This is a genomic window from Streptomyces sp. NPDC020801, from assembly GCF_044334385.1.
Lineage (GTDB): Bacteria > Actinomycetota > Actinomycetes > Streptomycetales > Streptomycetaceae > Streptomyces.
Genome location: NZ_JBIRST010000015.1, coordinates 28,978 through 54,261 on the forward strand (window position 1 = coordinate 28,978; position 25,284 = coordinate 54,261).

Below are 25,284 nucleotides of genomic sequence, written 5' to 3' on the forward strand. Positions count from 1 at the left end.
GGCAGCCGCTTCCGGCTGCCACGGTGACGGACGATCAGGATCCTCGTTCCGGCCGGCCCGGCGTCAGGGCCAGCCGCAGGACGTGTGGCCAGTCGGCCGGGGGTCTGGTCAGGGGGGCGGGGGCGCGTTGCCGGGGGACGCGGACCCGCAGGGCGCCCCGGGCGATCCGGCAGACGACGGGGGCGGGCAACAGCACGGACTCGCCGTCGACACCGGCCGGGATCGTGTCCGTGCCGGCCTCGACGACCACTTCCGTCGCGGTCAGCCGTGTCACGGCCGGCGTGTGCGGGCCGCGCAGCAGCCCGGCCGCCCGGGCGGAGCCGTCCACGCGGACGCCGAGGACGCCCAGTTGGCCGGAGTCGAGACGCTCCCTGCGTCCGAGGTGCATCGAGTCGACGCCGCTGAGGTAGGGGTTGTTGCTGACCAGCAGCGCCTGCAGGCCGTCGACGCGGGTCTCCGGGCCGGCCCGCATCCGCAGCCTGGGCGCGGCGGGGCCGGTGAGCAGGTCGGGCAGTGCCTCCAGGATCGTGCGCATCTTCTCGTCCCGGTAGGCGGGATCGCCCACCACGGCCGCGTACGTCCCGAACGAGGCGTTGTTGACGAACACCCGGTCCCCGGCGAATCCCAGGTCGACGCGGATCTCGTGGGCGTCGGCGAGCGCCTCCAGGGCGGTGGCGGGATCATCGCGGTCGAGGCCGAGGGCCAGGGCGAAGTGGTTGCGCGTACCGGCCGGAATCACCAGGAAGGGCAGGTCGTGCCGGGCCGCGACCTCGGCGACCAGTGCCTGGGTGCCGTCCCCGCCGGCCACGGCCAGCAGGTCGGCACCGTCGGCCACGGCGCGCCGGGCCAGTTCCGCCACGTCCTGGTGCCGCCCCGGCTCCAGCAGGACGACCCGGGCACCCGCCGCCCGGGCCTTGTCCGCCAGCTGGAAGCGCTCCACCTTGCCCCCGCCGGAGCGCGGGTTCATGAGGATCCAGGGGTGGCGTGGCACCGTGACGGAGGGCTGCCGCGCCCGGCCGTGCCCGGTGCCGGGGCCGTCGTGGGCCTCGGGTGTCAGGGCGATCCGTGCGGCCGCCACGGCCAGTGCCAGCAGGCCCAGGGACACGCAGGCCGGTGCCAGCATGCCGTACGCCGCGTACAGGGCGAGGACCGCGAGCGGCACCGCCACCAGCAGCAGCGTGCCCACCGCCCGGGCGGCTCCGGTACGGGCCAGGGTCCACCACAGCGCCATGAGGGTGAGGGCGGCGCCCGCCATGCCGATCAGCAGCCAGAACACGCTTCGCAGACCCGCGGCCGCGAGCGGGACGAGCACGCCGGCCAGCAGGGCGAGCAGGGCGAGGCGGGCCCACGCGGCGTGCGTTCCGCGGCGCTCCGCGGGACGCCCCGAGGTCCCCGTGCCGCCGTTGCGCCCGCCGTCCGGCCCGCTGCCCGGCCCGGCCGGGCCCGTGCCACGGGCCCGGCCCGGGCGGGTTGCCGCCCGGGCCGGGCCGGATGCCGGTTCGGGTTCCCTCACGGGGCCCGCGGCGTGGACTTGGACGTGGTGGGCATCTCCTCCGGCCGCATCACGCACAGGGCCCAGATGATGAACCCGGAGAAGGCGATCATCACCACCGACCACACCGGGTAGTACGGCAGGGACAGGAAGTTGGCGAGGATGATGAGCCCGGCGACGGCCACGCCGGCCACTCGCGCCCACATCGCCGCCTGGAACAGCCCGAGGCTGACGATCACGGCCAGCGCCCCGAGGATGAGGTGGATCCACCCCCAGCCGGTGAGGTCGAACTGGAACACGTAGTTGCGGGTGGTGACGAAGACGTCGTCCTGGGCGATGCCCATGATGCCCCGGAAGATGTCGAGCACTCCGGCGATCATCAGCATGACGGCTGCGAAGGCCGTCAGACCGGTGGCCCAGGCCTGCTTCGCCGTGTGCGGACGTGCGGTGTGGGTCGATGCCATCTTCTGCCTCGTTTCGTCTCGTCCGGCGTGCTCAGCGGCGGCCGGGGGTGGAGGTGACGGAGGTGTCGGGGGTCTCGGGGGTGGAGGTGACGGAGGTGGCGCGGCCGCCGGGGGTGGCGTCGGACAGGATCATCGCCTTGGCCCGGGCGAACTCCTCGTCCGAGATGTCGCCCCGGGAGCGCAGCTCGGACAGCCGGGCCAGCTCGTCGACGTGGGACCTGCCGCCGCTCGCGGTCTCCCGGACGTAGGTGTTGAAGGCCTCCTGCTGCTCGCGCGCCTGCGCGATCTCCCGCTGGCCCATGCTCTTGCCGCGGGCGATGACGTAGACGAAGACGCCGAGGAAGGGCAGCAGAATGCAGAACGCCAGCCACCCCGCCTTGCCCCAGCCGCTCATGTCGTCGTCCCGGAAGATGTCGACGATGACCCGGAAGAGCAGGACGAACCACATGATCCACAGGAAGAACCACAGCATCGTCCAGAAGGCGCTCAGCAGCGGATAGTCGTACGCGAGGTTCATCTGCGTGCTCATTTCTCTCCTCCGTTCCGGGCCTTCGCCCGGCTGCCGCTCTCTGCCGTTCTCAGCGTGCGCACGGCAAGGGCCGCGCGCCTCACCCGAGGCGGGTGAGCGTGGTTCACGATGGCGCGGGACGGGTGTCGTCGGAGCGCGCTGCCGGGGCCTGGCCGGTGGCGGACGCGAGGACCGCCAGCAGGAACAGGACCACCACGACGACCAGAAGCACCAGGGCCACCACGGCCGCCGTCGGGTAGTTCCACAGGATGAGGGTCAGGGCGCCCGCCCCGATCACGACTCCGGTGGTCCACGAGCGGTGGGTGTCCAGCCAGTGTCCCGTCGGACCGGTGTGCACCCCGGTGCGCTCCAGCGCCCGTCCGGTGGCCGTGGTGCCCCGTTGCAGCAGCGAGCGAGCGCCGCGCGCCGCGCGCCCGGGGCCGTACAGGTACGCGGCCAGGGCGATGATCACGGCGGCGACCAGCAGGGTGCGCGCGCTGTCGCGCAGGAAGCGCAGGAAGGTGTCGAAGACCGCCGAGGCCGCGTCGGGGGGCAGCGTGGCGGGCGGGACGCTGTTGAGGTAGATCTGCCGTACGACGGCCAGGGCGATCAGCAGCACGATCATCATCACGCCGATGCCCGAGGCCGTGACCAGCAGCATGAAGCGGTGGGCGGGGGCGGTCCAGACGGCGGCGGCGGCGAGGACGACGGTCAGCACCGGCAGCCAGATGCCGAGGATGTTCAGCAGGCGCAGCGCGCTCTGGGCCTTGGTCAGCTGCTCGGTCTGGAACAGGGTGATCGTCCGGTCGGGGGCCGGAATGGCGGAGGCCTTCTGGAAACCCGCGTCGACCAGCCGCTGCTTGACCTGGTCGACGACGACCCCGATGTCGAGCTCCACCTTGTCGCCCTGGGCGCGCAGGGCGCCGCTCTGGTTGCCGGTGAGCATGTTCACCACCGCGGCGTGCGCGCGCCGGTTGGCGTTCGTCCACACCTGGGCGAAGGCGTCGCTGGTGACGACCTTGCTGACGGTGCGGTGCACCACCTCGGTGACCGCGCTGCGCAGTGGACCGGCCAGTGCGGTGGAGGCGTCCACGACCTTGGGCGGCGCCCCGGCGTTGGCGAGTGCCTTGGTGAGCGACGCCGTGATGGCCTGGACGTCGATCTCGTCGACGACCCGGTTGGTCAGCCGGTCGACCACGACGTTCTGCACGGCGGGTTCGGTGGCCAGCGGCGCCACCGTCTGCACGTAGCGGCCGGTGTCGAAGACCTGCGAATGCACCCATGCGGCGACGACGGCCAGCGGGGCGAGGACGAGGGTCAGGATCAGCAGCACCGAGGCACCGACCCGCCGCGCCCGCCTGTGGCGCACGTTCGCCGCCCGGCGCAGCCGCTCGTACTCCTCGCGCTCCGCGGCGGTCAGGGGTGCCGCGGATTCCGGGGTACCGCCGCTGCCGGACGGTACGGGGTCTGGGGTCGAGGCCATGGGTCCTCCTTGGTCGTGGTGCGACCGGGGCGGCCACCCGGCGGTGCGGCGAGCGAGGTCTCGGACGGCGGCGGTTGCGGGGCGAGCGGCGGGATCCGACCACGGCAGTGGCCGGCGACGCGCTCAGGCCGGGGCGGTGGGCCCGGACGGCTGCTCCGCGCGCGCCCTGCGCAGCGCCGACCGCCAGGCGAAGGCGACGCCCAGCTCGACCAGCCCCAGCAGGACGAGCCACAGGCCGAGCAGCCGGGTCAGTACGACGGCCGACTGGGTGGGCAACGCCAGCACCACGATCCCCGCCACGATGCCGAGCGCCGCCATGCCGAGGACGAAGCCGCGGTGGGACATGTCCTTGGCGCCCAGGGCCGTGTAGGCGGTGAGCATGCCGGACAGCAGCCAGACGGTTCCGACGATCAGCGAAAGCGCCGCGATGGTCTGCAGCGGATGCCTCAGGCACAGCACCCCGGCCAGGACGAACAGCACGGCGACGAGCAGCCGCGGGAGCCGCTCGCCGTACCCCTCGCGGGAGAACGCGGCGACGAACCTGAAGCCGCCGGCCACCAGCAGATACAGCCCGATGACGACCGCGAGGACCTGCAGGCTCTCGTCCGGCCAGACGAGCACGATGATCCCCGGTATCAGCGTCGCCAGCGCGGAGGCCAGGATCCAGGTCCAGGAGCTGCCGAGTCCCGACAGCACGTCCGCGGGGTCACCGGCCTCCGCTCCGGGGGCCGTCCCGCCGGGGGTGTGCTCCGGTCCGGTACGCGCCGCCGAACCACGCGATACGGTCATGGCTCCTCCTCGCGGGATCGGTTGCCAGGTCACTGCCGGACCGCCGACGGGACGGTGCGCGAGGACCCGAAGGCCAGAGTCGCGCGCGGCCGCCGCGAACGGGTCACCCATGAGGGGTGATCCGTCCGTACCGCTCCCGCGATGATCTGGAACCGGACCCGCGCACCGTCTTCCCGGACGTCCCGGACAGCGGAACGGAAGAGACACGACATGGGCGATTCAGCAGTTCCCCGGACCCGGGACGCCGCTCCCGGAGGGCCTTCGCCCCAGGGCCGCACGCCCCGCGCGTGGCACTGGGCGGCCGGCATGGTCCTAGTCCGGTCCCTGCTCGTCACGGTGGGGCTGGTCGTCGCGTACTACCTGCTGCCCATGGACTCGCACAGCACGCTCGGGGCTTCCGCCGTGCTCGCCGCCGGTCTGGCGGGCGTGGTGGCGGTGTTCGTGTGGGAGGTGCTGGTCATCTCGCGCTCACCGCACCCCCGACTGAAGGCCGTGGAGGCCCTGGCGACCACGCTGCCGCTTTTCCTGCTGCTCTTCGCCAGCGCCTACTACCTCCTGGACCGTTCCGACGCGGCCGCCTTCACCGCGCCGCTGACCCGGACGGACGCCCTGTACTTCACCCTCACCACGTTCACCACCGTGGGGTACGGCGACATCACCGCCCGGACCGAGACGGGGCGGGTGCTGGTCATGCTGCAGATGACGGGCGGGTTGCTGCTCGTGGGTGTCGCCGCCCGGGTGCTGACCACCGCCATCCAGGCGGGGCTGCGCCAGCAGCGCCGGAACGGGACGCCCCCGGAGCCGCCCGGGCAGCACCGGGACGGCCCGCCCCGGCCCGAGTAGGCGGGCCGTCCGGCTCACCCCTCCGGGATACGGCGCATCTCCAGCACCCGCAGGCCCAGCGACTGGCAGCGGGCCAGCAGCCCGTACAGGTGCGCGTCGTCCACCACGGGACCGAACAGGACCGTCTGACCGGACATCAACACGTGGTCCAGCTCCGGGAAGGCCTTGGTCAGCGTCTCCGACATGTGCCCGTCGACGCGGATCTCGTAGCGCATCAGCTGCTCTCCCGCGGTGGCCTGGGGACGGGCGTGCCACGCCCCCTGAAGTGAGCGTCCGCCCCGCCCGGCCTCCGGGCCTCACCCGGGGCAGGTGATACGCGTGGCCCGGCGCACGGGCGCGCCGTCAGTGCGTCAGGACGATCTTGACCATGAGGATCAGCAGCCCGATCACCAGATTGACCGCGGCGGTCCCGGCCACCAGGCCCCAGGAGGCGCCGGCCCGGCGCGCCGCGGCCGCCGACCAGCCCACCTGACCGGCCACCGCCACGGCGAGCGCCAGCCACACCGCGCCCTGCACGTCCAGGCCCAGCAGCGGGCTGACGGCCACCGCGACGGCCGGGGGTACGGCCGCCTTGACGATCGGCCACTCGTCGCGGCACACGTGCAGTACGACACGGCGGTCCAGCCGCCGCTGGGCCAGCCGCGCCCCGAAGAGCTGGGCGTGCACGTGCCCGAGCCAGAACACCACCCCGGTGAGCAACACCAGCAGCGCCAGTTGCACGTAGGGGAACGAACCGAGGGAGCCGGCGCCAACCACCACGGAGGCGGCGAGCATCGATCCGTAGACACCGCCGGTGTAGTCGGTGTGGGCCCGTCGTTCGGCGATTCGCGCCTGTGCCTCGGGGCGGGCGGTCCTGGACATGGTGTGCTCCCCCGTCCTTCACTGCTCTCGGCCGGCGGGGTCGGCCGCCGCGCCGGGCGTCTGCGGCGCCGGGCCACCCCGGCGGCCCGACGGGAGCGGTCCGGTGACCAGGAGACTGGCGAGTGTGATGCCGCCGGTGGCCAGGATGGCCGCCTTCAGGCCGTCGAGCTGTGCCGACGCGTAGGAGTCCGTGACGGCCCGGACCTGGTAGGGCGGCAGGCCGGCCTGCTCGGCCGCCGTGTGCACCTGCTCGGTGGAGACGAAGTTGATGCCGGACTCCAGGGCGATGCTCGTCTGCCGGCGTGCCTCCTCCGACAGACGGGGTACCTGTTCGACCTGGGTGGTGAAGGCGTGGGCGAGCGCGCCGATGAGGATGGACCCGATGAGCGCGGTGCCGAGCGCGGAGCCCAGGTTCTGCGCCGTGAACTGCAGTCCGCCGACCTCGCTGCGCTCCTCCTCCCCGGCACTGGACTGCACGACGTTGCCCAGTTGCGAGGCGAGCAGGCCCATGCCCACGCCTAGCAGGGCCATCGCCCCGGCGAACTGGGCGTCGTCGATCACCGGGTCGATGGTGGCCAGCAGCCACACGATGGCCGCCGCCAGGCACACCAGCGCGGCCCGGACCACACGGCGCGGCCCGGCCACCCGGCCCACCCGGGAGGCGACCGCGGAGGCCAGCAGCATGGTGACGGACACGGGCAGCAGGCGCAGCCCCGTCTGGAAGGCGTCGAAGCCCTGTACCACCTGCAGGTAGAGCGGGATGGTGAAGAACAGTCCCAGCAGGATCAGGTTCTGGCTGAGCAGCGCGAGCAGGCCCGAGCGCAGGGCGGGCCTGCCGAGCAGGGACAGATGGACCAGCGGGTCCTCGCCGCGCGTGCCGCGCCGGTGCTCCCAGGCGCGGAATCCGCTCAGGAGGGCGACTCCGGCGGCCACGACGAACAGCGTCGGCGCGAAGCCGAGCACGGTGAACGGCGGGTTCTGCGGCTGCACCCATCCCCAGGTGCTGCTCTGCAGCACACCGAGCACGCACAGGCCGAGGCCGGCCGCGGAGAGGGTGGCACCGACGCCGTCCAGCCGCGGCCGCGGGCCGCTCCGGCGGGACTCGGTGATCATCCGGTGGCAGCCCAGCAGGGCCACGACCACCACGACCTCACCGGCGAAGACGAGCCGCCAGGTCAGATAGGTCGTCACCCAGCCGCCCAGCAGCGGGCCCACCGCGATCCCGGCGCCGGCGAGTCCGCCGATCACCCCGTAGGCGACCGCCCGGTCCGGCCCCCGGTAGGACTCGGCGACGAGCGCCGCCATCGCGGGCAGCACCATGGCGGCGCCCAGCCCCTCGATCACCGACCAGCCGAGGGTCAGCACGCCCAGCGTCGGTGCGGCGGCGGTCAGGGCGGACCCGGTGCCGTAGACGGCCAGGCCGGCCACGAACAGACGGCGCCGGCCGAAGATGTCCCCGCACTTGCCGCCGATGATCATGAAAGCCGCCATGACCAGCGCGTACAGGGTGATGACGGCCTGGATGGCGGTCACGTCGGTGTCGAAGTCGTCGACCAGCCGGCTGATCGACACGTTCATGACGGAGGTGTCCAGCACCATGAGGAACTGGGCCGTGCCGAGGACGATCAGGGCCCGCCAGTGTTTCACGGGTCCATCGCAGCCGAGGTGCGCGGCGGGCGCCTCACCCTCCATGGGCGAGGCGGCCCGGCCCGCCTGCGTGGACGAGGTGACCCCGCACGGCCTGCGTGGGTGAGGTGACTCCGCACGGCCTGCGTGGGTGAGGTGACCCCGCACGGCCACCGTGGGCGAGGTGACCCCGCACGGCCACCGTGGGCGAAGTGACCCCGCACGGCCACCGTGGGCGAGGCCGCCCGCACCCTTCGCCGGCGAGGGGTCTCGGCCTCACAGCAGCCCGAGCTCACGCGCCCGGCGGACCGCCTCGTTGCGGCGGTTGACGCCGAGCTTGCGGTAGACACTCTTGAGGTGGGTCTTCACCGTGTTCACCGACACGAAGAGGTCCGCGGCGATCTCCTCGGTCGACATCATCTGCGCGAGCCGCTGGAGCACGTCGAGCTCCCGGCCGCTCAGCTGCTCGACGACCAGGGCCGGGGGCCGGGCCGCGAGCGGCTCCGTACGGGCGTCCGGCCCCGTACGGGCGTCCGGCCCCCGGCGGGACACGAGCCAGTTCCGGCCCTGCTCGGCGAACGCGTCCGTGCGCAGCAGGCCGCTCAGCCACGGGCCGGCCTCGTGGAAGGGGCGCCGCAGCCGCTCGCGCCGGGCGTCCAGGAGCGCCTGGGCGGCCAGCCGGCGTGCGGTGGCGTGGTCACCCGCCTGTTCGGCGGCCTGGGCCCGCACCAGCGTGGCCCGGACCGTCACCGCGGGACCGCTGTGCTCCACGGCGGGCAGGCTGTCGAGCCTCGCCAGGGCGGCCTCCAGGTTCCCGGCGGCGAGCTGGGCCCGGGCGGCCGCCACCGCACAGGCGGTGTGCCGGTCCGCCGCGTCCTCCACCGCCTGCACGGCCGTCTCGGGGTGGCCCTCGGCCAGGTGGGCGGCGCAGAGAACGAGCGCCGTGTGGTCCTCGGCCCAGGGGGAGGCCACATCGGCGGGGACGGCCGACCCCGCGGTCTCCAGGGCGCCACGGGCGTCTCCGCGGGCCAGCTGCAGCCGGGCCCGGGCGATGACCGTGCCCGCCGCAGTCACGGGGTCGGGGGGCACGGCCTGCGCGGCCGTCGCCCGGTCGAGGAGTGCCTGGGCATCGTCCAGTTCGTCGCGGTCGACGGCCACCGCGGCCAGCACCAGGTGCGCGAGGCCGGAGCCGGTCGGCTCGGGCAGGCTGAACCGTGCCGCGTCGGTGAGCGCGGCCAGGGCCCTGCGCTCGGCCCGCCCGGGCCAGCCGTTCAGATAGTCGATCAGCGCCAGCTGGCTCAGGGACTCCTCCCGGGGCAGTGCCGTCGACGCCGCGCCGGAGCCGGCCGTCGCCGCGCACAGGGCGGCCCGGGCGTCGTCGAAACGCCCCGCCCACAGCCGGACCGAACCCAGGTGGGTCTGCAGCAGGGCGGCGAGTTCGGGATGCCTGTCCAGGAGTTCGGGCGGGACGTCCTGCTGCAGGTCCAGCGCCGCCCGCGCGGCGTGTTCGGCCGGGCCGGGGGCGCCGCTCAGCCCGGCCGCGAGGACCTCCAGGAGTGCGCAGCTCAGCCGGGCCTCCGTCGTGCCCGGCCCGTCCCGGCCGGCCCGGTCCAGCTGCTGCCGGGCGCGCTCCAGATGGGCCCGGGCGCGGTCCACGTCGCGGTCGGACAGCTCACGCGCGGCGCGGACCAGGTCGGTCTCGGGGCCGGTGGCGTCGGGAGTCATCCGGGAGAACAGCTCGCCGAGGTCGTCGGAGCGCAGGCCGGTGAAGAACTGGCCGATCGCGAGGTCGTCGACGAGGGCGCGGGCGGTGAACTCCCAGTCGCCCGCGGCGGCACCGTGGGCGAGCGTCTCGGGCAGCGGCCCGGAGTGCCGCAGCCATTCGGCGGCCCTGCGGTGCAGTTCGGTCTCCAGGCCGGGGAAGCGCACCCTCAGGTGCGCGCCGAGGATCTCCGCGAACAGCGGGTGGAGGCGGTACCACGAGTGGCCGAGGTGTTCGACGAACGCGTTCGCGCGGTGCAGCTCGGCCAGGATCGGTTCGGCGTCCCGGCGGCCGGCGAGCGCGTTCGCCAGATCGGGGCAGAACCGGTCCAGGACGCTGACCCGCAGGAGCAGGTCCTGGGTCTCGGCGGGCTGCCGTTTGAGCACCTCGGCGAGCAGGAAGTCCGCGATGGTGCTCTGCCCGGCCTCGAACTCCTTGAGGTAGGTCTCGGGGTCGCTGCTCTGCTGCGCGGCCAGGGCGCACAGCCGGAGACCGGCCGCCCATCCCCGGGTGCGCTCCACCAGTGCCCGGGCGGCGTCGCCGGCCAGCCGCAGGCCGTGCAGCTCCAGCAGGGTCGCCGCCTCCTCGGGGGTGAAGGCCAGCTCCGCGGCCCGGATCTCGGTGAGCGTGCCGTCCGCACGGTAGCGGTGCAGGGGCAGCAGGGGTTCGGTGCGGGTGACGAGGATCAGGTGCATGCCCCGTCCCGCGTGGTGCAGGACGAATCCGAGCTGCTCGGCGATCTCCGGGGCCGTCACGCGGTCGTATTCGTCCAGGACGACGTTCACGGGCCGGTCGCGTCCGTTCAGCTCCGCGGCGAGCCGGGCGAGCAGGGCGTGGTCCACCGAGCCGGCGTCCGCCGGGCAGCCGACCTCCCCCACCTCCCGCACGCCGCCCGCCCGCAGGGCCTCCAGCAGGTACGCCCAGAAGACGCCGGGCGCCTGGTCCGTGGCGTCGCTGGTCAGCCAGGCCACCGGCCGGTCCAGGTGGGCCGCCCAGTCGGCGACCAGCAGGGTCTTGCCCGCGCCCGCGCCGCCGTTGACCATCGTCAACGGCGTGCCGAGCGCCTGGTCGAGGTGTTCGACCAGGCGTTGCCGGCGCAGGAACGTGGCGGGCCGCACCGGCACGGCGAAGCGGGTACGCAGGAACGGGTCACCCAGAGGATCGACGCCCTGGGCCGTCGGCCCGGGCCTGTTGTCACCGGATTCGGACACCGCGCTCACCACCACTGTCCGTCACACCATGGGCAGCGCTCCCCTCGCTCAGGATCTCAGGGTTCGCGAGCACGCGCTCGTTACGGAAGGGACGGGTGGTCGTTGCCGAGGTCGACCGGCACCCCGGGAGGGGTACCCGCCCCGGACCTTCAGGGCTGGGCCGACCGAGCCGTGGGGGGCGAAGCCGGGGCTGCGGGTGCAGCGAGTGCGGTGGGCCCGGGGGCGGCGCACGCTGGAAACGCGTCCCGGGTGCGGGCGGCACCCGGTCTGGACGGCGGAGCTGCCCGAGGAGGTTCCAGTGACCTACGGCGACCGATGTCGCTCCGTGGACGAGACGTCGGCCTCCATGCTGGAGGCGCTGTTCACCAATTCACCGATCGGCCTGCATCTGCTGGACACCGGTCTGAATGTGGTGCGGCTCAACACCGCCACGCCCGCCATGCGGGGCGTGAGCATGGACGACCTGGCCGGGCGGCCGCTCCGCGAGGTGTACCGGATCGTCGAGGACAACGACATGGAACCCGTGCTGCGGAACGTGCTGGAGACCGGCGTTCCCCTGCGCGACCGCATCATCCGGGCCCGTGTGAAGGGGGACTCGCCGCAGGTGCGGCACTTCGAGGTCACCGCCCTGCGCCTGGAGAATCCGCGGCACGAGGTGCTGGGGCTCGCGGTCACCGCGGTCGACGTCACCGAACGCGAGCGGGAGCGCGCCCGTGCCCAGGTGCTCGACGCCGTCCGGCGGCAGGTGGGGCGGACACTGGACCCGGCGGTGACCGGCGAGGAGCTCGTCGGGGCCGTGGTCCCGGAGTTCGCCGACGTCGCGGTCGTGGAGGTGGTGGACTGCGTGATCCGCGGTGACGAGCCCCCGCTGGCCCCACCGCCGTCGGGCACGCCCCTGATGCGCACCGCCTTCGCCAGCCGCCACGCGGGTGCGCCGCAGGCCCATCCGGTGGGCGATGTGCGCCGTCTGCCCGCTCCCACGCCGTTCACCCAGGCCCTGACCGATCTGCGGCCCCGGGTGGTCTCCCTCGGCCCGAGGGACGACTGGAGGCACTCCGACCCGCCCCTCGCGGATGCCATGCGCTCCGCGCAGGCCCACACGCTGCTCGTCGTACCGCTGGCCCTGCGTGACGCGGCACTGGGCCTGGTCAGCCTGTACCGCACCGGCGACTCGCCGCCCTTCGACTCGGGCGACCACCGGCTCGCCACCGAGCTGGCCGCCCACACCGCCCTGTGCATCGACAACGCCCGGCGCTTCATCCGCGAGCACACCATCGCCGCCACGGTCCAGCGGCAGCTGCTGCCCCGGCGCCCCGAGACGCACTCCTCGATGGAGACCGCCTATCTGTCGGTCACCGGCGCCGATCCCGGCGCCTGGTACGACACCATCGCCCTGTCCAGCGCGCGTACCGCGCTGGTGGTCGGCAACGTCGCCGGGCGGGGGCTGAACGCGGCCGCCACCATGGGCCAGCTGCGCACGGTCGTACGCTCCCTCGCCGCGTTCGACCTCGCCCCCGACGAACTCCTGGCCCGGCTGCACGACACCGCGGGCGAGCTGGCGTCCGAGCGTGCCGGCCTGCCGCTGGGCGATCCGCTGCGCCGGGAGGCGCTCACCGCCAACTGCGTGTACGCCGTCCACGATCCTCTGACCGGCACGTGCGTGATGGCGTCGGCCGGCCGTCTGGCCGCCGTCGTGGTCCACCCGGACCGCACCGTCACCGTCCCCGACACTCCCGCCGGGCCGTCCCTGGGCGCCGAGGAGGACGCGCCCTTCGCGACCGTCGAGTTCGAGGTGCCGGACGGCAGTGTCCTGGTCTTCACCAGTGACCCGGTGCTCACCGCCTACCTCGCGGACTCCTCCCGGCCGTTGCAGCGGGCCCCGGACTACGCCGGCCGCCCGCTGCAGGAACTGTGCGACGACATCGTGTACGCCCTTCCCGAAGGGCTGGGCGCCGGTGACGCGGCCGTGATCGTGGCCCGCACCCGCTCCTTCGGGCCGGAGGGTTTCGCCACCTGGCGGATCGATGGCGGTCCCGCCTCCGTGGCGACCGCCCGGGAACTCACGCGCAGGCAGCTCGCCGCGTGGCACGTGGACGAGGAAACAGCCTTCGACACACAGGTCATCGTCAGCGAGCTGGTCACCAACGCCGTGCGGTACGGCATTCCGCCCATCGAGCTGCGCCTCGTGTACGACCGCACGCTGACCTGCGAGGTCCGGGACTCGGGGGCGGCCGCACCGCATCTGCGCCACGCCCGGGTCGCCGACGAGGGCGGCCGCGGCCTGTTCATCGCCGCCCAGCTGGCCCAGGGGTGGGGCACCCGGTACTCGGCCGCGGGCAAGACGGTCTGGACCGAGCAGTCGCTGCCCGGCCTGTGACCCCGCCCGCGCCGCCGCCCCCTCGCCGCCCCCTCGCTACGCTGGGGCGGCCGCGCACGCCTGACGGCATCCGCCGTCCCACCGACCACCGGAGCCGCCCGATGCAGGTTCGCCGTGTCGTACCCAACGTCCAGTCGCAAGCCCTTGAGGAGAGCTCGGAGTTCTACGGGCTGCTGGGCTTCGAGGAGGTCATGAACCACGGCTGGATCATGACGCTGGCGTCCGCCGCGCAACCCGCAGCGCAGATCAGTTTCATGGGCGAGGACCGGACGGCCCCCGTCGCACCGGACCTGAGTGTCGAGGTCGACGACGTCGACGCGGCCTACGCGGTTGTGCGCGAGCGCGGTGCGCAGATCGTGCACCCGCTGACCGACGAGGATTGGGGCGTGCGCCGGTTCTTCGTCCGCGATCCCAACGGCCGTGTGGTCAACGTGCTCGGCCACCACTGACACCGGGCGAGCGGCACCGGCTTCCGCAGCCGCTCCGGCAGCCGTTCGCTCCGCCGCTGCCGCTGCCGATCGCGCAGGCGATCGCGGCCCCCGCTGCCGCCAGGCCGTGCAACCTCTTCGCAACCTCCCAAGTGGTTGTCTGGGCCCGCTTCTTCCGGTGCGGCGAAGGACGGCGACGATGTACGAGGAGACCCCGCGCGTCGAGCTCACCCCCGCGGCGGCGGAACTGCTGCGGCGGCTGAGCGACTCCCACGGGCCGCTGATGTTCCACCAGTCCGGCGGCTGTTGCGACGGCAGCGCCCCCATGTGCTACCCCGAGGGCGAGTTCCGCACCGGCGGCTCGGACGTGCTGCTCGCGGAGCTCGACGTCGAGGGGGTGGACCGCCCGGTCACGTTCTGGATGTCGCGCAGCCAGTACGAGCTGTGGAGCCACACCCGCCTGATCGTGGACCTCGTGCCCGGGCGGGGCAGCGGCTTCTCGCTGGAGGCACCCGAAGGAGTGCGTTTTCTCATCCGTTCCCGCGTCGTCGGCGGCTGAACAGCTCCGCGGGCGCCGCGTTCTGGTCCACTTCCCCTGAGTCCCAGCAAAGTTGACGAGACATCAGGGGGCAGAGGATGAGCACTGCGACATGTCGCGGCGGACGGCTCAGAACGGCGCTGACGGCACTCCTGGCCTGTGGCGCGCTGGCCGGTGCGGCCCTCACGGGGGCGGCACCGGCCAGTGGCGTGCAGCGCACCGAGGAGCTCGCACCGGGCGTGGAGTACCGCGACTTCGACCTCGACGCGGCCCACGGGGGCACGCGTGCGCATCTGGTCAGCGTCGACCTGAACAACACACACGTCCGGGTCGGTCTGCTGCATCCGGGCGCGGTGGCGGCCCGGGCCACGGTGTCCGAACTCGCGGACGCGCAAGGGGCGCTCGCGGGCGTCAACGGCGACTTCTTCCACATCACCGAGAACCAGCACCCGGGCGTCGCGGCGACCGGCTCGGCCGTCGGCCCGGAAATCGCGGGCGGGCATGTGCTCAAGGCCGCCGTGCCGCGCGGCCAGCGCTTCGGGCCCGCCCTGCCGCCGGGTACCGACACCGAGGACGTGCTCGGAGTCGGCACGGACCGCACCGCCCGGCTGGACCGGCTGTCCCTGGCCGGTTCGGTGAGCACCCCGGAGGGGCAGTTGAGGCTCGGCGGGCTCAACCAGTACGCACTGCCGGTCGGTTCGATCGGCGCCTACACCGCGGACTGGGGCGGTGTCTCACGGGCGCGTGCCATCTGCGGCACCGACTCCAGCCGGGGCGCGCCGTGCAGCGCGGACGCCTACGAGGTGACCGTCAGGGGCGGCCAGGTGGTCGCCACGGCCGACGAACCCGGCGGCGGTGCGATCCCGGCCGGCACCACGGTGCTGGTGGGCCGCGAGGCGGGAGCGCAGCAGCTGCGCAAGCTGTTCAAGGGCGAGTCGGTGCGTGTGGAGCACCATCTCGTGGCGGCCTCCGGACTCCCGTACGCCTTCGCCGTCGGGGGTTTCCCGGTGCTGCGGCACGGCACGGTGCTGTCCGGTCTCGACGACACGGCCTCGGCGGTGCGCACCGCGGTGGGCATCGGGGGCGGCGGCCACCGTCTGCTGCTCCTGGCCCTCGACGGCGCCTCCGAGTACCGCAGCGGGCTCACCGTCGCCGAACTGGCCTCGGCGCTGCGGGACCTGGGCGCGACGGAGGGCTTCAACCTGGACGGCGGCGGCTCCAGCACGCTGGTCGCCCGGGAGCCGGGCGAGGGTTCGGTGAGCGTGCTCAACCACCCGAGCGGAGGCGCCGAGCGGGCGGTCGCGAACGGGATCGGGGTCTTCTCCGGCGCGTGAGGTCCGGGCGCGGGGGTCAGGGCCGCAGACTGCTGACGATCTGTGCGGTGGCGACCAGGCCCTCGTGAATGGTGGGGGCCATGCTGGAGCCGGCCAGGAAGAAGCCGAGCATGACGCAGACCAGGGCGTGCGAGAGCTTCAGCGCGCCGTTGCGCACGAAGATGATCGCCAGGATCGCGAGCAACAGCACCACCGAGATGGAAATGGCCATCGTCAACCTCCTTCGCCACGCCCAGTTCGCGGCTTTCGGCCGCAAGTGTGGCGTAGCGGAGGGTTCGCCCGGGCGGCAGACGTGTCCGCCGAACGTGTGGTTCTGGTGGGCGCCGGTGACGTGTGATGCGGGCGTGCGGCTCCGGCGGGCGCTCTACGGCCGCCGGTCGTGGGCGTCGAGGAACGCCTCGAGTCCTGCGAGGTCGTCGGTGTTGAGGTAGTCGACGCCGGCGGCGAGCAGTTCGCCCCACAGCGCGTCGCGGGCCGGGCCCGCCGTGTCCGGGGTGGCCCAGAAGCGCACCCGCTGCCCGTGCGCGTGCGCCTCGTCGACGATGCCGCGCAGCTTGCGCCGTTCGGCGTCCGGGAAGGGGCCGTCACCGGACCAGGTGAAGTTCAGTGTCCAGTTGTCGCTGATCAGCGGCACGAAGGAGGCGGGCGCCGGGCTGCCGAGGTCGGTGAGCCGGCCGTCGTAGAAGGCCCGCCGTACGCTCTGCGCCTCCATGGGCGTACGGGCCGCGCGGTCGCCGGAGATCACGGCGATGACCGGGCCGGAGTGCACGTGTCCGTGCGCGTACGTGGTGAACAGATGCCGGTGACGCATGAGGTGGCGGTCGAGTTCCAGGTACGTCGAGGAGCCCTCCGTCTTGATGTCGACGAGGAGTTGCAGCGGCGGCCTGTGCCAACCCCGGTACACGGCACCATGGTTGACCCTCACACGGGCGGCCAGCGGTTCGAGGTAGAGGGACTCGAGGGTGCGCCGGGGGTCGAGCTCGACCGGGTCGTGGGCGACCAGGAGCTGGTCTCCGACCAGATGGATGTCGGCCTCGACGCTGCCGAACCGGTGGTCGAGGGCGTCGAACAGGGGGTGCGGGTGCTCGTAGTCGTTGTGGGCGTGGGCGTGCCGCAGCGGGCGCGGGCCGCGGTGCGCCTCGCCCGCGGACGCGCGCGCGGCGGGCGGCGCGACCGTGCCGGCGAGGGCGGCGCCGAGGGTGGTGAGGGCTCTGCGACGGGTGGTGAGGGCCATGCTCCGCCTCCCTTGAGGGGCCGTGGGGGACCTCAAGGGAGTATGCGCGGACCTGGCTGGCCAAGGGAGGCCGCCAGGTGGGGAGTTGGCCGGATCGCGGCCTGCGGTTCACCTGCCCGGCCGCGAGTGTGCCGAGGAGCCCGCCCGGGGCCGGGCGGGCTCTGCCCGGGGTGCGTCAGGGCGTCTGGAGGTCGACCAGTGCGGCCAGCGCCTCGCGGTGGGCACCCGCGGTGCCGTAGGCGATCGAGTCGGCCTTGGCCCGCTTCAGGCACAGGTGGACCGGGTGCTCCCACGTCATCCCGATGCCGCCGTGCAGTTGCAGGGCCTCCTCGGCGGCGTGGACGGCGACGGGCGCCGCGTAGGCCTGTGCGACGGCCACCGCCATGTCGACGTCCTCGGCACGCGCGAGGGAGTCGGCGGCGTTGCGGGCGGCGGCACGGAGGCTCACGACCTCCAGCCACAGCTGGGCGAGCCGGTGCTTGAGCGCCTGGAAGCCACCGACCGGCCGGTTGAACTGCTTGCGCTCCTTCAGGTAACGCACCGTCTCGGTCAACGTCCAGTCCGCAACGCCCAGTTGCTCGGAGGCAAGCAGTCCGGCCCCGGCCCGCAGGGCCCGGTGCACGGCGGGCCGGGCATCGCCCAGCCGCCGGCCCGGGGCGCCGTCGAGGGCGACGGTCGCCACCGGCCGGGTCAGGTCCAGGGACACCTGCGGGGTGACGGTCACGGCGGCCACGGCCGTGGTGTCGACCGCGTACAGTCCGCCGTCCTGCGCGGGTACCAGCAGGACATCGGCCACGGCCGCGTCCGCGATCCCGGTCAGCTCCCCGTGGAGCCGGCCGCCTTCGAGCGCCACGGTGGCGAAGGATCCGCCCGGTGCGGTGTGCAGCGCGACGGCCAGGGCGCCGATCGTCCGGCCGGATGCCAGCCGCGCCAGCAGTCCGGCGGCGCCCTCGGCGGCTGCCTCGCCCGCCTCCCCCGTCTCCCCCGCCTCGCCCGCGCAGGCCAGCAGCGCCTCGGTGGCGACCACGGCGCTCGTGAGGTAGGGCAAGGGAGCCACGGCGCGGCCCAGCTCCTCCAGCACGACGGCCGCTTCGCGGTGGGTGGCACCCTGGCCGCCCCACTCCTCGGGCACCAGCAGTCCGGCCAGGCCCATGCCGTCGGCGAGCGACTTCCACAGCGCCAGGTCGTGCGGCGCGTCCGACTCCACGCGCGCGATCACACCGGCCGGGTCGCAGTGGTCGGTGAGCAGGTCCCGGACGGCGGCGCGCAGCGCCTCTTCCTCCTCCGAGTACAGCAGGTCCGGATCGGTGCTCGGCGTACTCGTCGTGCTCATCGGGCGAGGTCCTTCCAGGCGACGTCCTTGTCGGTGCGCGGCTCGGCGGGCAGGCCCAGGACGCGCTCGGCGACGATGTTCAGCAGGACCTCGCTGGTCCCGCCCTCGATGCTGTTGCCCTTGGAGCGCAGATAGCGGTAGCCGGCGTCACGGCCGGTGAAGTCGACCAGCTCGGGGCGGCGCATGGTCCAGTCGTCGTACAACAGCCCCTCCGCACCGCGCAGTTCCACCTCCAGGCCGCTGATCTCCTGGTTGAGGCGCGCGAAGGCGAGCTTCATGCCGGAGCCCTCGGGGCCCGGCTGACCGGCGACGAGCTGCTGGCGCAGCCGCTCGCCGGTGAGGCGGGCGACCTCGGCCTCCACCCACAGCTTCAGCAGCCTCTGGTGCAGATCGTGGGTGCGCAGTTCCGGGCGCTCGCGCCAGGTCTTCGCCACCGGGCCGATCATGCCGCCCTCGCGGGGCAGCCGCATGCCACCGATGGACACGCGCTCGTTCATGAGTGTGGTCTGGGCCACGCGCCAGCCGTCGCCGGTCTCGCCGAGGCGGCGGCTGTCGGGGATGCGGACATCGGTCAGGAAGACCTCGTTGAACTCGGCCTCACCGGTGATCTGCCGCAGCGGCCGGACCTCGACGCCGGGGTCGGTCATGTCGCAGAGGAAGTACGTGATGCCCCGGTGCTTGGGCAGGTCCGGGTCGGTGCGGGCGATGAGGATGGCCCAGCGGGCGAGATGGGCGCTGGACGTCCACACCTTCTGGCCGTTGACGACCCACTCTCCCCCACTCTCGGCTTCGCTCGAGCGGGAGGTGCCCCCATCCTCGCGGACGGCCCGGGTGCCGAGGGCTGCGAGGTCGGAGCCGGCGCCGGGCTCGCTGAACAGCTGGCACCAGACCTCCTCCCCGGTCCACAGCGGCCTGAGGAAGCGCTGCTTCTGCTCGTCGGTGCCGTAGCGCAGGATGGTCGGGGCGGCCATGCCCAGGCCGATGCCGATGCGGCGCGGGTCGTTGTCGGGGGCGCCGGCCGCCTCCAGTTCACCGTCCACGACGGCCTGCAGGGAGCGGGGGGCGCCGAGTCCGCCGAGGCCCTCCGGGTAGTGCACCCAGGCGAGTCCGGCGTCGAAGCGGGCCCTGAGGAAGTCGAGGCGATCGGTGGTGGCCGGTGGGTGCGCGGCCAGCAACTCGCGGGTGCGGCGACGCAGTCCGGCCGCGTCGATGAGGCTGTCGGTCATGCGGCGGCTCCGTTCTCCAGCGCGGGCACCACGGCGACGCGGCCGGTGGTGACACCGTCGGCGACCCGCTGCACGGCGGCCGCGGCCCCGCCCAGCGGCACCCGCTCGCTCACCAGCGGCTTGATCGCGCCCCGGGCGGCCAGCTCGGTGAGCTGCTCGTGGCAGTGCTGGATCAGCTTCGGGTTCTTGGTGTTGTACAGGCCCCAGTGCAGGCCAAGGATCGAGTAGTTCTTGACGAGGGCGTGGTTGAGCGCCGGGCTCGGGATGGACCCGCTCGCGAAGCCCACGACGACGATCCGCCCCTCGAAGGCGACGGTCTTCGCCGACTGGGTGTAGGCCGCGCCGCCGACCGGGTCGTAGATCACGTCGGCGCCCCGGCCGCCGGTGGCCTCCTTGACCGCGGCGACGACGTCCTCGCCGCGCCGGTCGACCACGACGTCGCAGCCGAGCTCCCGGGCGACGGCGGCCTTCTCGGGGCCGCCGACGACGCCGATGACCCTCGCGCCGGCCGCCTTGCCGAGCTGTACCGCCGCGCTGCCGACCCCTCCGGCGGCGGCGTGGACGAGCAGCGTCTCGCCGGCCTCCAGGCGGGCCCGGCGGTGCAGGCCGAACCAGCCCGTCTGGTAGCCGATGTGCAGGGCGGCCGCCTCCGCGTCGTCCAGCGCCTGCGGCGCGGGCAGCAGCGCGGCGGCGTCGGCCACGGCGTACTCGGCGAAACCGCCGTACGGCAGTGCCGGGTTGGCGATCACGCGGCGCCCGTCCCCCGTATCGCCGCAGATCTCCACCCCCGGGGTGAAGGGCAGCGGGGGCCGGACCTGGTACTGGCCGCGGCACAGCAGCGCGTCCGGGAAGTTGATGTTGGCGGCACGCACCTTCAGCAGGACCTGGCCCTCGCCGGGCGTGGGCCGCTCGGTCTCCTCGAGGCGCATCACCTCGCCGGGCTCGCCGTTCTCGTGCACTCGCCATGCCTGCATGCGCCGCCTCCAGGAAACTTCCTCGTCCGACCGGGGTCGACCGCATACTAAGCGGTCGCTTGCCCATCGGGGAACACCGGAAGTCAGTCGTCTTCGCCACGCCGCGACGGCCGCGCCCGTACATGCATCCGCTCGCCCTGCGGCCCGAACAGGCTCAGGAACTCCACCGGCCCCTCCCCCGTCGACCCGAACCAGTGCGGCACGCGCGTGTCGAACTCGGCCGCCTCACCTGCGGCGATCACCACGTCGTGCTCGCCCAGCACCAGCCGCAGCCTCCCGGAGAGCACGTACAGCCACTCGTACCCCTCATGGGTGCGCGGGTCGGGCTCGGGCCGCCGCTGCGGTTCGAGCACCTTGAAGGCCTGCAGACCGCCCGGCTGCCGGGTCAGCGGCCAGTGGGTGCGGCCGCCGCGCACGATCGGCTTGGCCCGCACCCGCGGATCCCCGACCGGCGGGGCACCGACCAGTTCGTCCAGCGGGACCCGGTGGGCCTGGGCGATCGGCAGCAGCAGCTCGAGGCTGGGCCTGCGCAGGCCGGACTCCAGCCGCGAGAGGGTGCTGACGGAGATGCCGGTCGTCTCGGACAGGGCCGCCAGCGTCACCTCCCGCTCCTTGCGGATCCGTCGCAGTCTCGGCCCCACACCGGCCAGTACGTCGCCCGTGGTCATGCGGCCATTGCAGGATCGGCAAAGCCGTTTGTCAATCCGGCAGGGTCCGGGACCCGGATGCGGCGGGCTGCGGCTCGGGTCGGCGCACGGGTGTGCGGGGCGGGCCCGCGTTGCACCATGGCTGCATGATGCTTGCGCGGTTGGCTCGGGTGTCGGGGGAGGTCGCCGCTGCGTCGGCGCGGTCCCGGAAGATCGGTCTGCTCGCGGAGTTGTTCCGGGAGGCGGAGGCGGACGACGTGCCGATCGTCATCCCGTATCTGGCGGGACGGCTGCCGCAGGGCCGGCTGGGCGTGGGGTGGAAGGTACTGGGGCGGAGGGTCGCGCCGGCCGGCGAGCCCTCGCTCACCGTGCGGGAGGTGGACGCCCGGCTGAGCGAGCTCGGCAAGGTCTCCGGGCCCGGGTCGCAGGCCGAGCGCTCCCGGATCGTGGGTGAGCTGATGGGCGCGGCCACCGAGGACGAGCAGCGCTTCCTGCTGGGGCTGCTCACCGGTGAGGTCCGGCAGGGGGCGCTGGACGCGATCGCCGTCGAGGGGCTGGCCGGGGCGACGGGCGCGCCGCCCGCTCATGTGCGGCGCGCGGTGATGCTGGCCGGGTCGCTGCAGACGGTGGCGCAGGCGCTGCTCGCGGACGGCCCGCCGGCGCTGGAGCGCTTCCGGCTCACGGTGGGCCGCCCGGTGCTGCCGATGCTGGCGCACAGCGCCTCCTCGGTGGCCGAGGCCATCGGCAGGCTGGGCGCCTGCGCGGTCGAGGAGAAGCTGGACGGCATCCGGGTTCAGGTGCACCGGGACGGCGACACCGTGCGCATCCACACCCGCACCCTGGACGACATCACCGACCGGCTGCCCGAAGTGACCTCCGCCGCCCTGGAGTTGGCGGGCGAACGGTTCGTCCTGGACGGGGAGGTCATCTCCTTCGGCGGGGACGGGCGGCCCCGCTCGTTCCAGGAGACCGCCGGGCGTGTCGGCTCGCGCGTGGACGTGGCCACGGCCGCCGGGGCGGTGCCCGTTTCCCCGGTCTTCTTCGACGCGCTCTCGGTCGGCGACCGCGACCTGCTCGACCTGCCCTTCGGCGAGCGGCACGCCGAGCTGGCCCGGCTGGTCCCCGAGCCGATGCGGGTCAGACGCACCGTGGTGTCCGGGCCGCGGGACGTCGCCGTGGCCGAGGCATTCCTCGCCCAGACCCTGGGGCGCGGCCACGAGGGCGTCGTGGTCAAGGCCCTGGACGCCCCGTACAGCGCGGGCCGGCGGGGGGCGTCCTGGCTGAAGGTCAAGCCCGTGCACACCCTCGACCTGGTCGTCCTGGCCGCCGAGTGGGGTCACGGCCGGCGGACCGGCCGTCTGTCCAACCTGCACCTGGGCGCCCGCACCGCCGACGGCGGTTTCGCCATGCTCGGCAAGACCTTCAAGGGCATGACGGACGCGATGCTGGCCTGGCAGACCGAACGGCTGCGGGAGCTGGCCGTCGAGGACAAGGAGTGGGGCGTGACGGTACGGCCCGAACTGGTCGTCGAGATCGCCTACGACGGACTGCAGCGGTCCACGCGCTACCCCGCGGGCGTCACCCTCCGCTTCGCCCGCGTGGTGCGCTACCGCGAGGACAAGCTCCCTCAGGAGGCCGACACCGTGGAGACGCTGCTGGCCGCGCACCCGGAGGTGCGGCCGTGAGGGACCGCGGGGACCGGCGGGGCAGGCGCAGTGCCGGACTGCTGCTCTACCGGCGCACCGGTTCCGGCGACGGGCTGGAGGTGCTGCTCGGGCACATGGGCGGGCCCTTCTTCGCCCGGCGCGAGGCGGGGGCCTGGACCGTGCCCAAGGGCGAGTACGAGCCCGACGAGCCCGCATGGGAGGCGGCGCGCCGCGAGTTCCAGGAGGAGCTGGGGCTGCCGCCGCCAAACGGCGAGGCGGTGCCGCTCGGCGAGGTCCGGCAGACGAACGGCAAGATCGTCACCGCCTGGGCGGTGGAGGCCGACCTCGATCCGGCGACGATCGTCCCCGGCACGTTCCTGATGGAGTGGCCGCCCCGGTCCGGACGGACGCAGGAGTTCCCGGAGCTCGACCGCGTGGCGTGGCTCGGCCTGGGCCGGGCCCGCGAGGTGATCGTCACGGCCCAGGCGGCGTTTCTCGACCGACTGGCTGAGCACTCGCTCTGACGAGGGCCTCACGCGTTGCGGCCGGCACCGCCGCGCGGGAAGGTCGAAGCACAGCCCGCTCCCAGGGGAGGTCAGCCATGTCCATCGCCACGGTGAACCCGGCCAGCGGCGAGACGCTCAAGACGTACGAGGCCATGGGCGAGGAGGAGATCGAGCGCCGGCTCCAGCTCGCCGAGGCCACCTTCCGCACGTACCGGACGACGTCCCTCGCGGAGCGGGCCCGCCTGATGAACAGCGCGGCGGCACTCCTCGACGAGGACCGGCAGGAGATCGCCCGGGTCATGACCACGGAGATGGGCAAGCCGATCAAGCAGGCCCGCGCCGAGGCCGCCAAGTGCGCCAAGGCGATGCGCTGGTACGCCGAGCACGCCGGGGAACTGCTCGCCGACGAGGAGCCGGCCGAGACCGACGTCAAGGACTCCGGCGCCTCCCGCGCCCTGGTCCGCTACCGGCCGCTCGGCCCGGTGCTCGCGGTGATGCCCTGGAACTTCCCGCTGTGGCAGGTGGTCCGGTTCGCCGCGCCCGCGCTGATGGCCGGCAACGTCGGCCTGCTCAAGCACGCCTCCAACGTGCCCCAGACCGCCCTGTACCTGGAGGACCTCTTCCACCGGGCCGGCTTCACCGAGGGCAGTTTCCAGACCCTGCTCGTCGGCTCCGGCGCGGTCGACGACATCCTGCGCGACGAGCGCGTGAAGGCGGCCACGCTCACCGGCAGCGAGCCGGCCGGACGGGCGGTCGCCTCCACCGCCGGGGAGATGATCAAGAAGACGGTGCTGGAGCTGGGCGGCAGCGATCCGTTCGTCGTGATGCCGTCCGCCGACATCGACCGGGCCGCGCAGGTCGCGGTGACCGCCCGGGTGCAGAACAACGGGCAGTCGTGCATCGCCGCCAAGCGGTTCATCGTCCACACGGACGTCCACGACGCCTTCACCGAGCGCTTCGTCGCGGGCATGAAGGCGCTGAAGGTCGGCGACCCGATGCAGGAGCACACCGAGGTCGGGCCGCTCTCCAGCGAGCGGGGGCGGGCGGACCTGGAGGAGCTCGTCGACGACGCCAGGCGCAGCGGGGCGAGCGTGCTGTGCGGTGGCGAACGTCCCGCCTGGCCCGGCTGGTACTACCCGCCGACCGTGCTCGCGGGCATCACCCGCGAGATGCGCATCCACCGTGAGGAGGCCTTCGGCCCGGTCGCCACGCTGTACCGTGCGGCCGACCTGGACGAGGCGGTGCTGATCGCCAACGACTCACCGTTCGGGCTGAGTTCGAACGTGTGGACACGGGACGAGGTCGAGGTCGACCGGTTCGTGCGGGACCTGGAGGCGGGCGGGGTGTTCTTCAACGGCATGACGGCCTCCCATCCGGCCCTGCCGTTCGGCGGGGTGAAGCGGTCGGGGTACGGGCGTGAGCTGTCCGGGCACGGAATCCGCGAGTTCTGCAACATCACCACGGTATGGCACGGAGCGTGAGGCTTCCGCGGCTACGATCCCCTTTGTGAACCGCGAAGTGACTCTCCCTCTGATCGTCGACGACCGCGGTACCTTGCAGGTGGCCGCGGCCGACGTGAGCAAGCTGCTTCGGACGGTGGGCGGCCGGTGGCTGCGCCTGGTGGAGGCCGGGCAGGAGGGTCTCGACGAGGACACGGTGGCCGCCCTGACCATCGAACTGGCCAAGCTGGCCGACCGGATCGACGTGGCCTGCATCGCGCACAGCAGCGGGGCGGCGTCGTCCGGGTAGCCACGGGGACGACCACCGGACCGCCGGACAGCCGGTCCGGGCCCGGCGGGCTCCTGCGCGGTCCCCGGCACCTCGTCGATCCCCTGGGCCGCGCCGGCGCCGCGCCGGCCGCCCCTCCCGGGGTCCCCCCACCCGGACGCCTGCCCCGGCGTGCGCGGCGCGCGGGTCCCCGCTCGGCGTGCCGCTGCGCGAGCACCGGCGGAGGCCGTTCGGCCCGCGCCGTGGACGCACTCGCCCCAACCGGTTCCACCAG

General features: G+C 73.6%; 24 protein-coding genes. 9 read left to right on the top strand and 15 right to left on the bottom strand.

Annotation, left to right across the window (positions count from 1 at the left end):
* Positions 1–34: 34 nt before the first annotated feature.
* The 5 genes from ACH4UM_RS27460 to ACH4UM_RS27480 all read right to left on the bottom strand — a co-directional run bounded on the left by ACH4UM_RS27460 (position 35) and on the right by ACH4UM_RS27480 (position 4,736).
* The gene (locus ACH4UM_RS27460; protein WP_398184618.1) at positions 35–1,513 is read right to left on the bottom strand and encodes a diacylglycerol/lipid kinase family protein; all 1,479 of its coding nucleotides are present in this window, start codon (positions 1,511–1,513) and stop codon (positions 35–37) included.
* On the bottom strand, positions 1,510–1,956 hold the full coding sequence (locus ACH4UM_RS27465; RefSeq protein WP_398184621.1) for a hypothetical protein: 447 nt from the start codon (positions 1,954–1,956) through the stop codon (positions 1,510–1,512). The genes ACH4UM_RS27460 and ACH4UM_RS27465 overlap by 4 nt, the downstream gene beginning before the upstream one ends.
* Before the next feature lie 31 nt (positions 1,957–1,987).
* A complete protein-coding gene (locus ACH4UM_RS27470) occupies positions 1,988–2,485 on the bottom strand; it encodes an SHOCT domain-containing protein (protein ID WP_398184623.1) in 498 nt (165 codons plus the stop codon).
* A gap of 103 nt (positions 2,486–2,588) precedes the next feature.
* The gene (locus ACH4UM_RS27475; protein WP_398184626.1) at positions 2,589–3,947 is read right to left on the bottom strand and encodes a hypothetical protein; all 1,359 of its coding nucleotides are present in this window, start codon (positions 3,945–3,947) and stop codon (positions 2,589–2,591) included.
* A gap of 123 nt (positions 3,948–4,070) precedes the next feature.
* Positions 4,071–4,736, bottom strand: a complete 666-nt coding sequence (locus tag ACH4UM_RS27480; RefSeq protein WP_398184629.1) for an HdeD family acid-resistance protein — start codon at positions 4,734–4,736, stop codon at positions 4,071–4,073.
* Positions 4,737–5,042: 306 nt separating this feature from the next.
* Between ACH4UM_RS27480 and ACH4UM_RS27485 the strand changes: the two genes are divergently transcribed.
* Positions 5,043–5,579 carry a potassium channel family protein gene (locus ACH4UM_RS27485; protein WP_398184632.1) on the top strand — a complete coding sequence of 179 codons (537 nt, stop codon included), beginning with the start codon at positions 5,043–5,045 and terminating at the stop codon, positions 5,577–5,579.
* A 14-nt stretch (positions 5,580–5,593) separates the two neighbouring features.
* On the opposite strand, the gene ACH4UM_RS27490 is transcribed toward ACH4UM_RS27485, so the two are convergent.
* The 4 genes from ACH4UM_RS27490 to ACH4UM_RS27505 form a co-directional block, all read right to left on the bottom strand.
* On the bottom strand, positions 5,594–5,794 hold the full coding sequence (locus ACH4UM_RS27490) for a hypothetical protein (protein WP_398184634.1): 201 nt from the start codon (positions 5,792–5,794) through the stop codon (positions 5,594–5,596).
* 127 nt (positions 5,795–5,921) lie between these two features.
* Positions 5,922–6,440: a hypothetical protein gene (locus ACH4UM_RS27495; RefSeq protein ID WP_398184636.1), complete on the bottom strand. Its 519-nt coding sequence runs from the start codon at positions 6,438–6,440 to the stop codon at positions 5,922–5,924.
* An 18-nt stretch (positions 6,441–6,458) separates the two neighbouring features.
* Positions 6,459–8,087, bottom strand: a complete 1,629-nt coding sequence (locus ACH4UM_RS27500; RefSeq protein ID WP_398184639.1) for an MFS transporter — start codon at positions 8,085–8,087, stop codon at positions 6,459–6,461.
* 255 nt (positions 8,088–8,342) lie between these two features.
* On the bottom strand, positions 8,343–11,039 hold the full coding sequence (locus ACH4UM_RS27505) for a LuxR C-terminal-related transcriptional regulator (RefSeq protein ID WP_398184642.1): 2,697 nt from the start codon (positions 11,037–11,039) through the stop codon (positions 8,343–8,345).
* Positions 11,040–11,337: 298 nt separating this feature from the next.
* Here ACH4UM_RS27505 and ACH4UM_RS27510 point away from each other — a divergent pair, with 298 nt between their 5' ends.
* The 4 genes from ACH4UM_RS27510 to ACH4UM_RS27525 all read left to right on the top strand — a co-directional run bounded on the left by ACH4UM_RS27510 (position 11,338) and on the right by ACH4UM_RS27525 (position 15,716).
* Positions 11,338–13,416, top strand: coding sequence for a SpoIIE family protein phosphatase (locus tag ACH4UM_RS27510; RefSeq protein WP_398184645.1), 2,079 nt, complete (start codon positions 11,338–11,340; stop codon positions 13,414–13,416).
* 101 nt (positions 13,417–13,517) lie between these two features.
* Entirely contained in the window at positions 13,518–13,865 is a 348-nt protein-coding gene (locus ACH4UM_RS27515; RefSeq protein ID WP_398184648.1) for a VOC family protein, read from the top strand.
* Positions 13,866–14,043: 178 nt separating this feature from the next.
* Positions 14,044–14,403 carry a DUF779 domain-containing protein gene (locus tag ACH4UM_RS27520; RefSeq protein WP_398184650.1) on the top strand — a complete coding sequence of 120 codons (360 nt, stop codon included), beginning with the start codon at positions 14,044–14,046 and terminating at the stop codon, positions 14,401–14,403.
* A 77-nt stretch (positions 14,404–14,480) separates the two neighbouring features.
* Entirely contained in the window at positions 14,481–15,716 is a 1,236-nt protein-coding gene (locus ACH4UM_RS27525) for a phosphodiester glycosidase family protein (RefSeq protein ID WP_398184653.1), read from the top strand.
* A gap of 16 nt (positions 15,717–15,732) precedes the next feature.
* On the opposite strand, the gene ACH4UM_RS27530 is transcribed toward ACH4UM_RS27525, so the two are convergent.
* The 6 genes from ACH4UM_RS27530 to ACH4UM_RS27555 form a co-directional block, all read right to left on the bottom strand.
* Complete coding sequence (locus tag ACH4UM_RS27530; RefSeq protein ID WP_398184656.1) at positions 15,733–15,927, bottom strand: hypothetical protein; 195 nt, start codon at positions 15,925–15,927, stop codon at positions 15,733–15,735.
* A 153-nt stretch (positions 15,928–16,080) separates the two neighbouring features.
* Positions 16,081–16,950 carry a phosphatidylinositol-specific phospholipase C/glycerophosphodiester phosphodiesterase family protein gene (locus ACH4UM_RS27535; protein ID WP_398184659.1) on the bottom strand — a complete coding sequence of 290 codons (870 nt, stop codon included), beginning with the start codon at positions 16,948–16,950 and terminating at the stop codon, positions 16,081–16,083.
* A 175-nt stretch (positions 16,951–17,125) separates the two neighbouring features.
* Positions 17,126–18,283, bottom strand: a complete 1,158-nt coding sequence (locus ACH4UM_RS27540) for an acyl-CoA dehydrogenase family protein (protein ID WP_398184662.1) — start codon at positions 18,281–18,283, stop codon at positions 17,126–17,128.
* Positions 18,280–19,509, bottom strand: coding sequence for an acyl-CoA dehydrogenase family protein (locus ACH4UM_RS27545; protein WP_398184665.1), 1,230 nt, complete (start codon positions 19,507–19,509; stop codon positions 18,280–18,282). The genes ACH4UM_RS27540 and ACH4UM_RS27545 overlap by 4 nt, the downstream gene beginning before the upstream one ends.
* Complete coding sequence (locus tag ACH4UM_RS27550) at positions 19,506–20,483, bottom strand: NADPH:quinone oxidoreductase family protein (RefSeq protein ID WP_398184668.1); 978 nt, start codon at positions 20,481–20,483, stop codon at positions 19,506–19,508. The genes ACH4UM_RS27545 and ACH4UM_RS27550 overlap by 4 nt, the downstream gene beginning before the upstream one ends.
* A gap of 83 nt (positions 20,484–20,566) precedes the next feature.
* Positions 20,567–21,151 (bottom strand): helix-turn-helix domain-containing protein, encoded by a 585-nt coding sequence (locus tag ACH4UM_RS27555; protein WP_398184671.1) that lies wholly within the window; start codon positions 21,149–21,151, stop codon positions 20,567–20,569.
* A 125-nt stretch (positions 21,152–21,276) separates the two neighbouring features.
* Between ACH4UM_RS27555 and ACH4UM_RS27560 the strand changes: the two genes are divergently transcribed.
* The 4 genes from ACH4UM_RS27560 to ACH4UM_RS27575 all read left to right on the top strand — a co-directional run bounded on the left by ACH4UM_RS27560 (position 21,277) and on the right by ACH4UM_RS27575 (position 25,031).
* Positions 21,277–22,815, top strand: coding sequence for an ATP-dependent DNA ligase (locus tag ACH4UM_RS27560; RefSeq protein ID WP_398184675.1), 1,539 nt, complete (start codon positions 21,277–21,279; stop codon positions 22,813–22,815).
* Positions 22,812–23,300, top strand: coding sequence for an NUDIX domain-containing protein (locus tag ACH4UM_RS27565; protein WP_398184678.1), 489 nt, complete (start codon positions 22,812–22,814; stop codon positions 23,298–23,300). The genes ACH4UM_RS27560 and ACH4UM_RS27565 overlap by 4 nt, the downstream gene beginning before the upstream one ends.
* Before the next feature lie 77 nt (positions 23,301–23,377).
* A complete protein-coding gene (locus tag ACH4UM_RS27570) occupies positions 23,378–24,763 on the top strand; it encodes an NADP-dependent succinic semialdehyde dehydrogenase (protein ID WP_398184681.1) in 1,386 nt (461 codons plus the stop codon).
* 25 nt (positions 24,764–24,788) lie between these two features.
* Positions 24,789–25,031 (top strand): DUF6213 family protein, encoded by a 243-nt coding sequence (locus ACH4UM_RS27575; protein WP_398184684.1) that lies wholly within the window; start codon positions 24,789–24,791, stop codon positions 25,029–25,031.
* The last annotated feature ends 253 nt before the right edge of the window (positions 25,032–25,284 follow it).

Excerpts from the sequence above, each read along its gene's own strand:
- ACH4UM_RS27495 (WP_398184636.1), bottom strand. The coding sequence starts at position 6,440 with ATGTCCAGGACCGCCCGCCCCGAGGCACAGGCGCGAATCGCCGAACGA.
- ACH4UM_RS27560 (WP_398184675.1), top strand. The coding sequence starts at position 21,277 with ATGATGCTTGCGCGGTTGGCTCGGGTGTCGGGGGAGGTCGCCGCTGCG.
- ACH4UM_RS27470 (WP_398184623.1), bottom strand. The coding sequence starts at position 2,485 with ATGAGCACGCAGATGAACCTCGCGTACGACTATCCGCTGCTGAGCGCC.
- ACH4UM_RS27490 (WP_398184634.1), bottom strand. The coding sequence starts at position 5,794 with ATGCGCTACGAGATCCGCGTCGACGGGCACATGTCGGAGACGCTGACC.
- ACH4UM_RS27555 (WP_398184671.1), bottom strand. The coding sequence starts at position 21,151 with ATGACCACGGGCGACGTACTGGCCGGTGTGGGGCCGAGACTGCGACGG.
- ACH4UM_RS27475 (WP_398184626.1), bottom strand. The coding sequence starts at position 3,947 with ATGGCCTCGACCCCAGACCCCGTACCGTCCGGCAGCGGCGGTACCCCG.
- ACH4UM_RS27535 (WP_398184659.1), bottom strand. The coding sequence starts at position 16,950 with ATGGCCCTCACCACCCGTCGCAGAGCCCTCACCACCCTCGGCGCCGCC.
- ACH4UM_RS27520 (WP_398184650.1), top strand. The coding sequence starts at position 14,044 with ATGTACGAGGAGACCCCGCGCGTCGAGCTCACCCCCGCGGCGGCGGAA.
- ACH4UM_RS27550 (WP_398184668.1), bottom strand. The coding sequence starts at position 20,483 with ATGCAGGCATGGCGAGTGCACGAGAACGGCGAGCCCGGCGAGGTGATG.
- ACH4UM_RS27540 (WP_398184662.1), bottom strand. The coding sequence starts at position 18,283 with ATGAGCACGACGAGTACGCCGAGCACCGATCCGGACCTGCTGTACTCG.
- ACH4UM_RS27570 (WP_398184681.1), top strand. The coding sequence starts at position 23,378 with ATGTCCATCGCCACGGTGAACCCGGCCAGCGGCGAGACGCTCAAGACG.
- ACH4UM_RS27545 (WP_398184665.1), bottom strand. The coding sequence starts at position 19,509 with ATGACCGACAGCCTCATCGACGCGGCCGGACTGCGTCGCCGCACCCGC.
- ACH4UM_RS27525 (WP_398184653.1), top strand. The coding sequence starts at position 14,481 with ATGAGCACTGCGACATGTCGCGGCGGACGGCTCAGAACGGCGCTGACG.
- ACH4UM_RS27485 (WP_398184632.1), top strand. The coding sequence starts at position 5,043 with ATGGTCCTAGTCCGGTCCCTGCTCGTCACGGTGGGGCTGGTCGTCGCG.
- ACH4UM_RS27465 (WP_398184621.1), bottom strand. The coding sequence starts at position 1,956 with ATGGCATCGACCCACACCGCACGTCCGCACACGGCGAAGCAGGCCTGG.
- ACH4UM_RS27515 (WP_398184648.1), top strand. The coding sequence starts at position 13,518 with ATGCAGGTTCGCCGTGTCGTACCCAACGTCCAGTCGCAAGCCCTTGAG.
- ACH4UM_RS27480 (WP_398184629.1), bottom strand. The coding sequence starts at position 4,736 with ATGACCGTATCGCGTGGTTCGGCGGCGCGTACCGGACCGGAGCACACC.
- ACH4UM_RS27530 (WP_398184656.1), bottom strand. The coding sequence starts at position 15,927 with ATGGCCATTTCCATCTCGGTGGTGCTGTTGCTCGCGATCCTGGCGATC.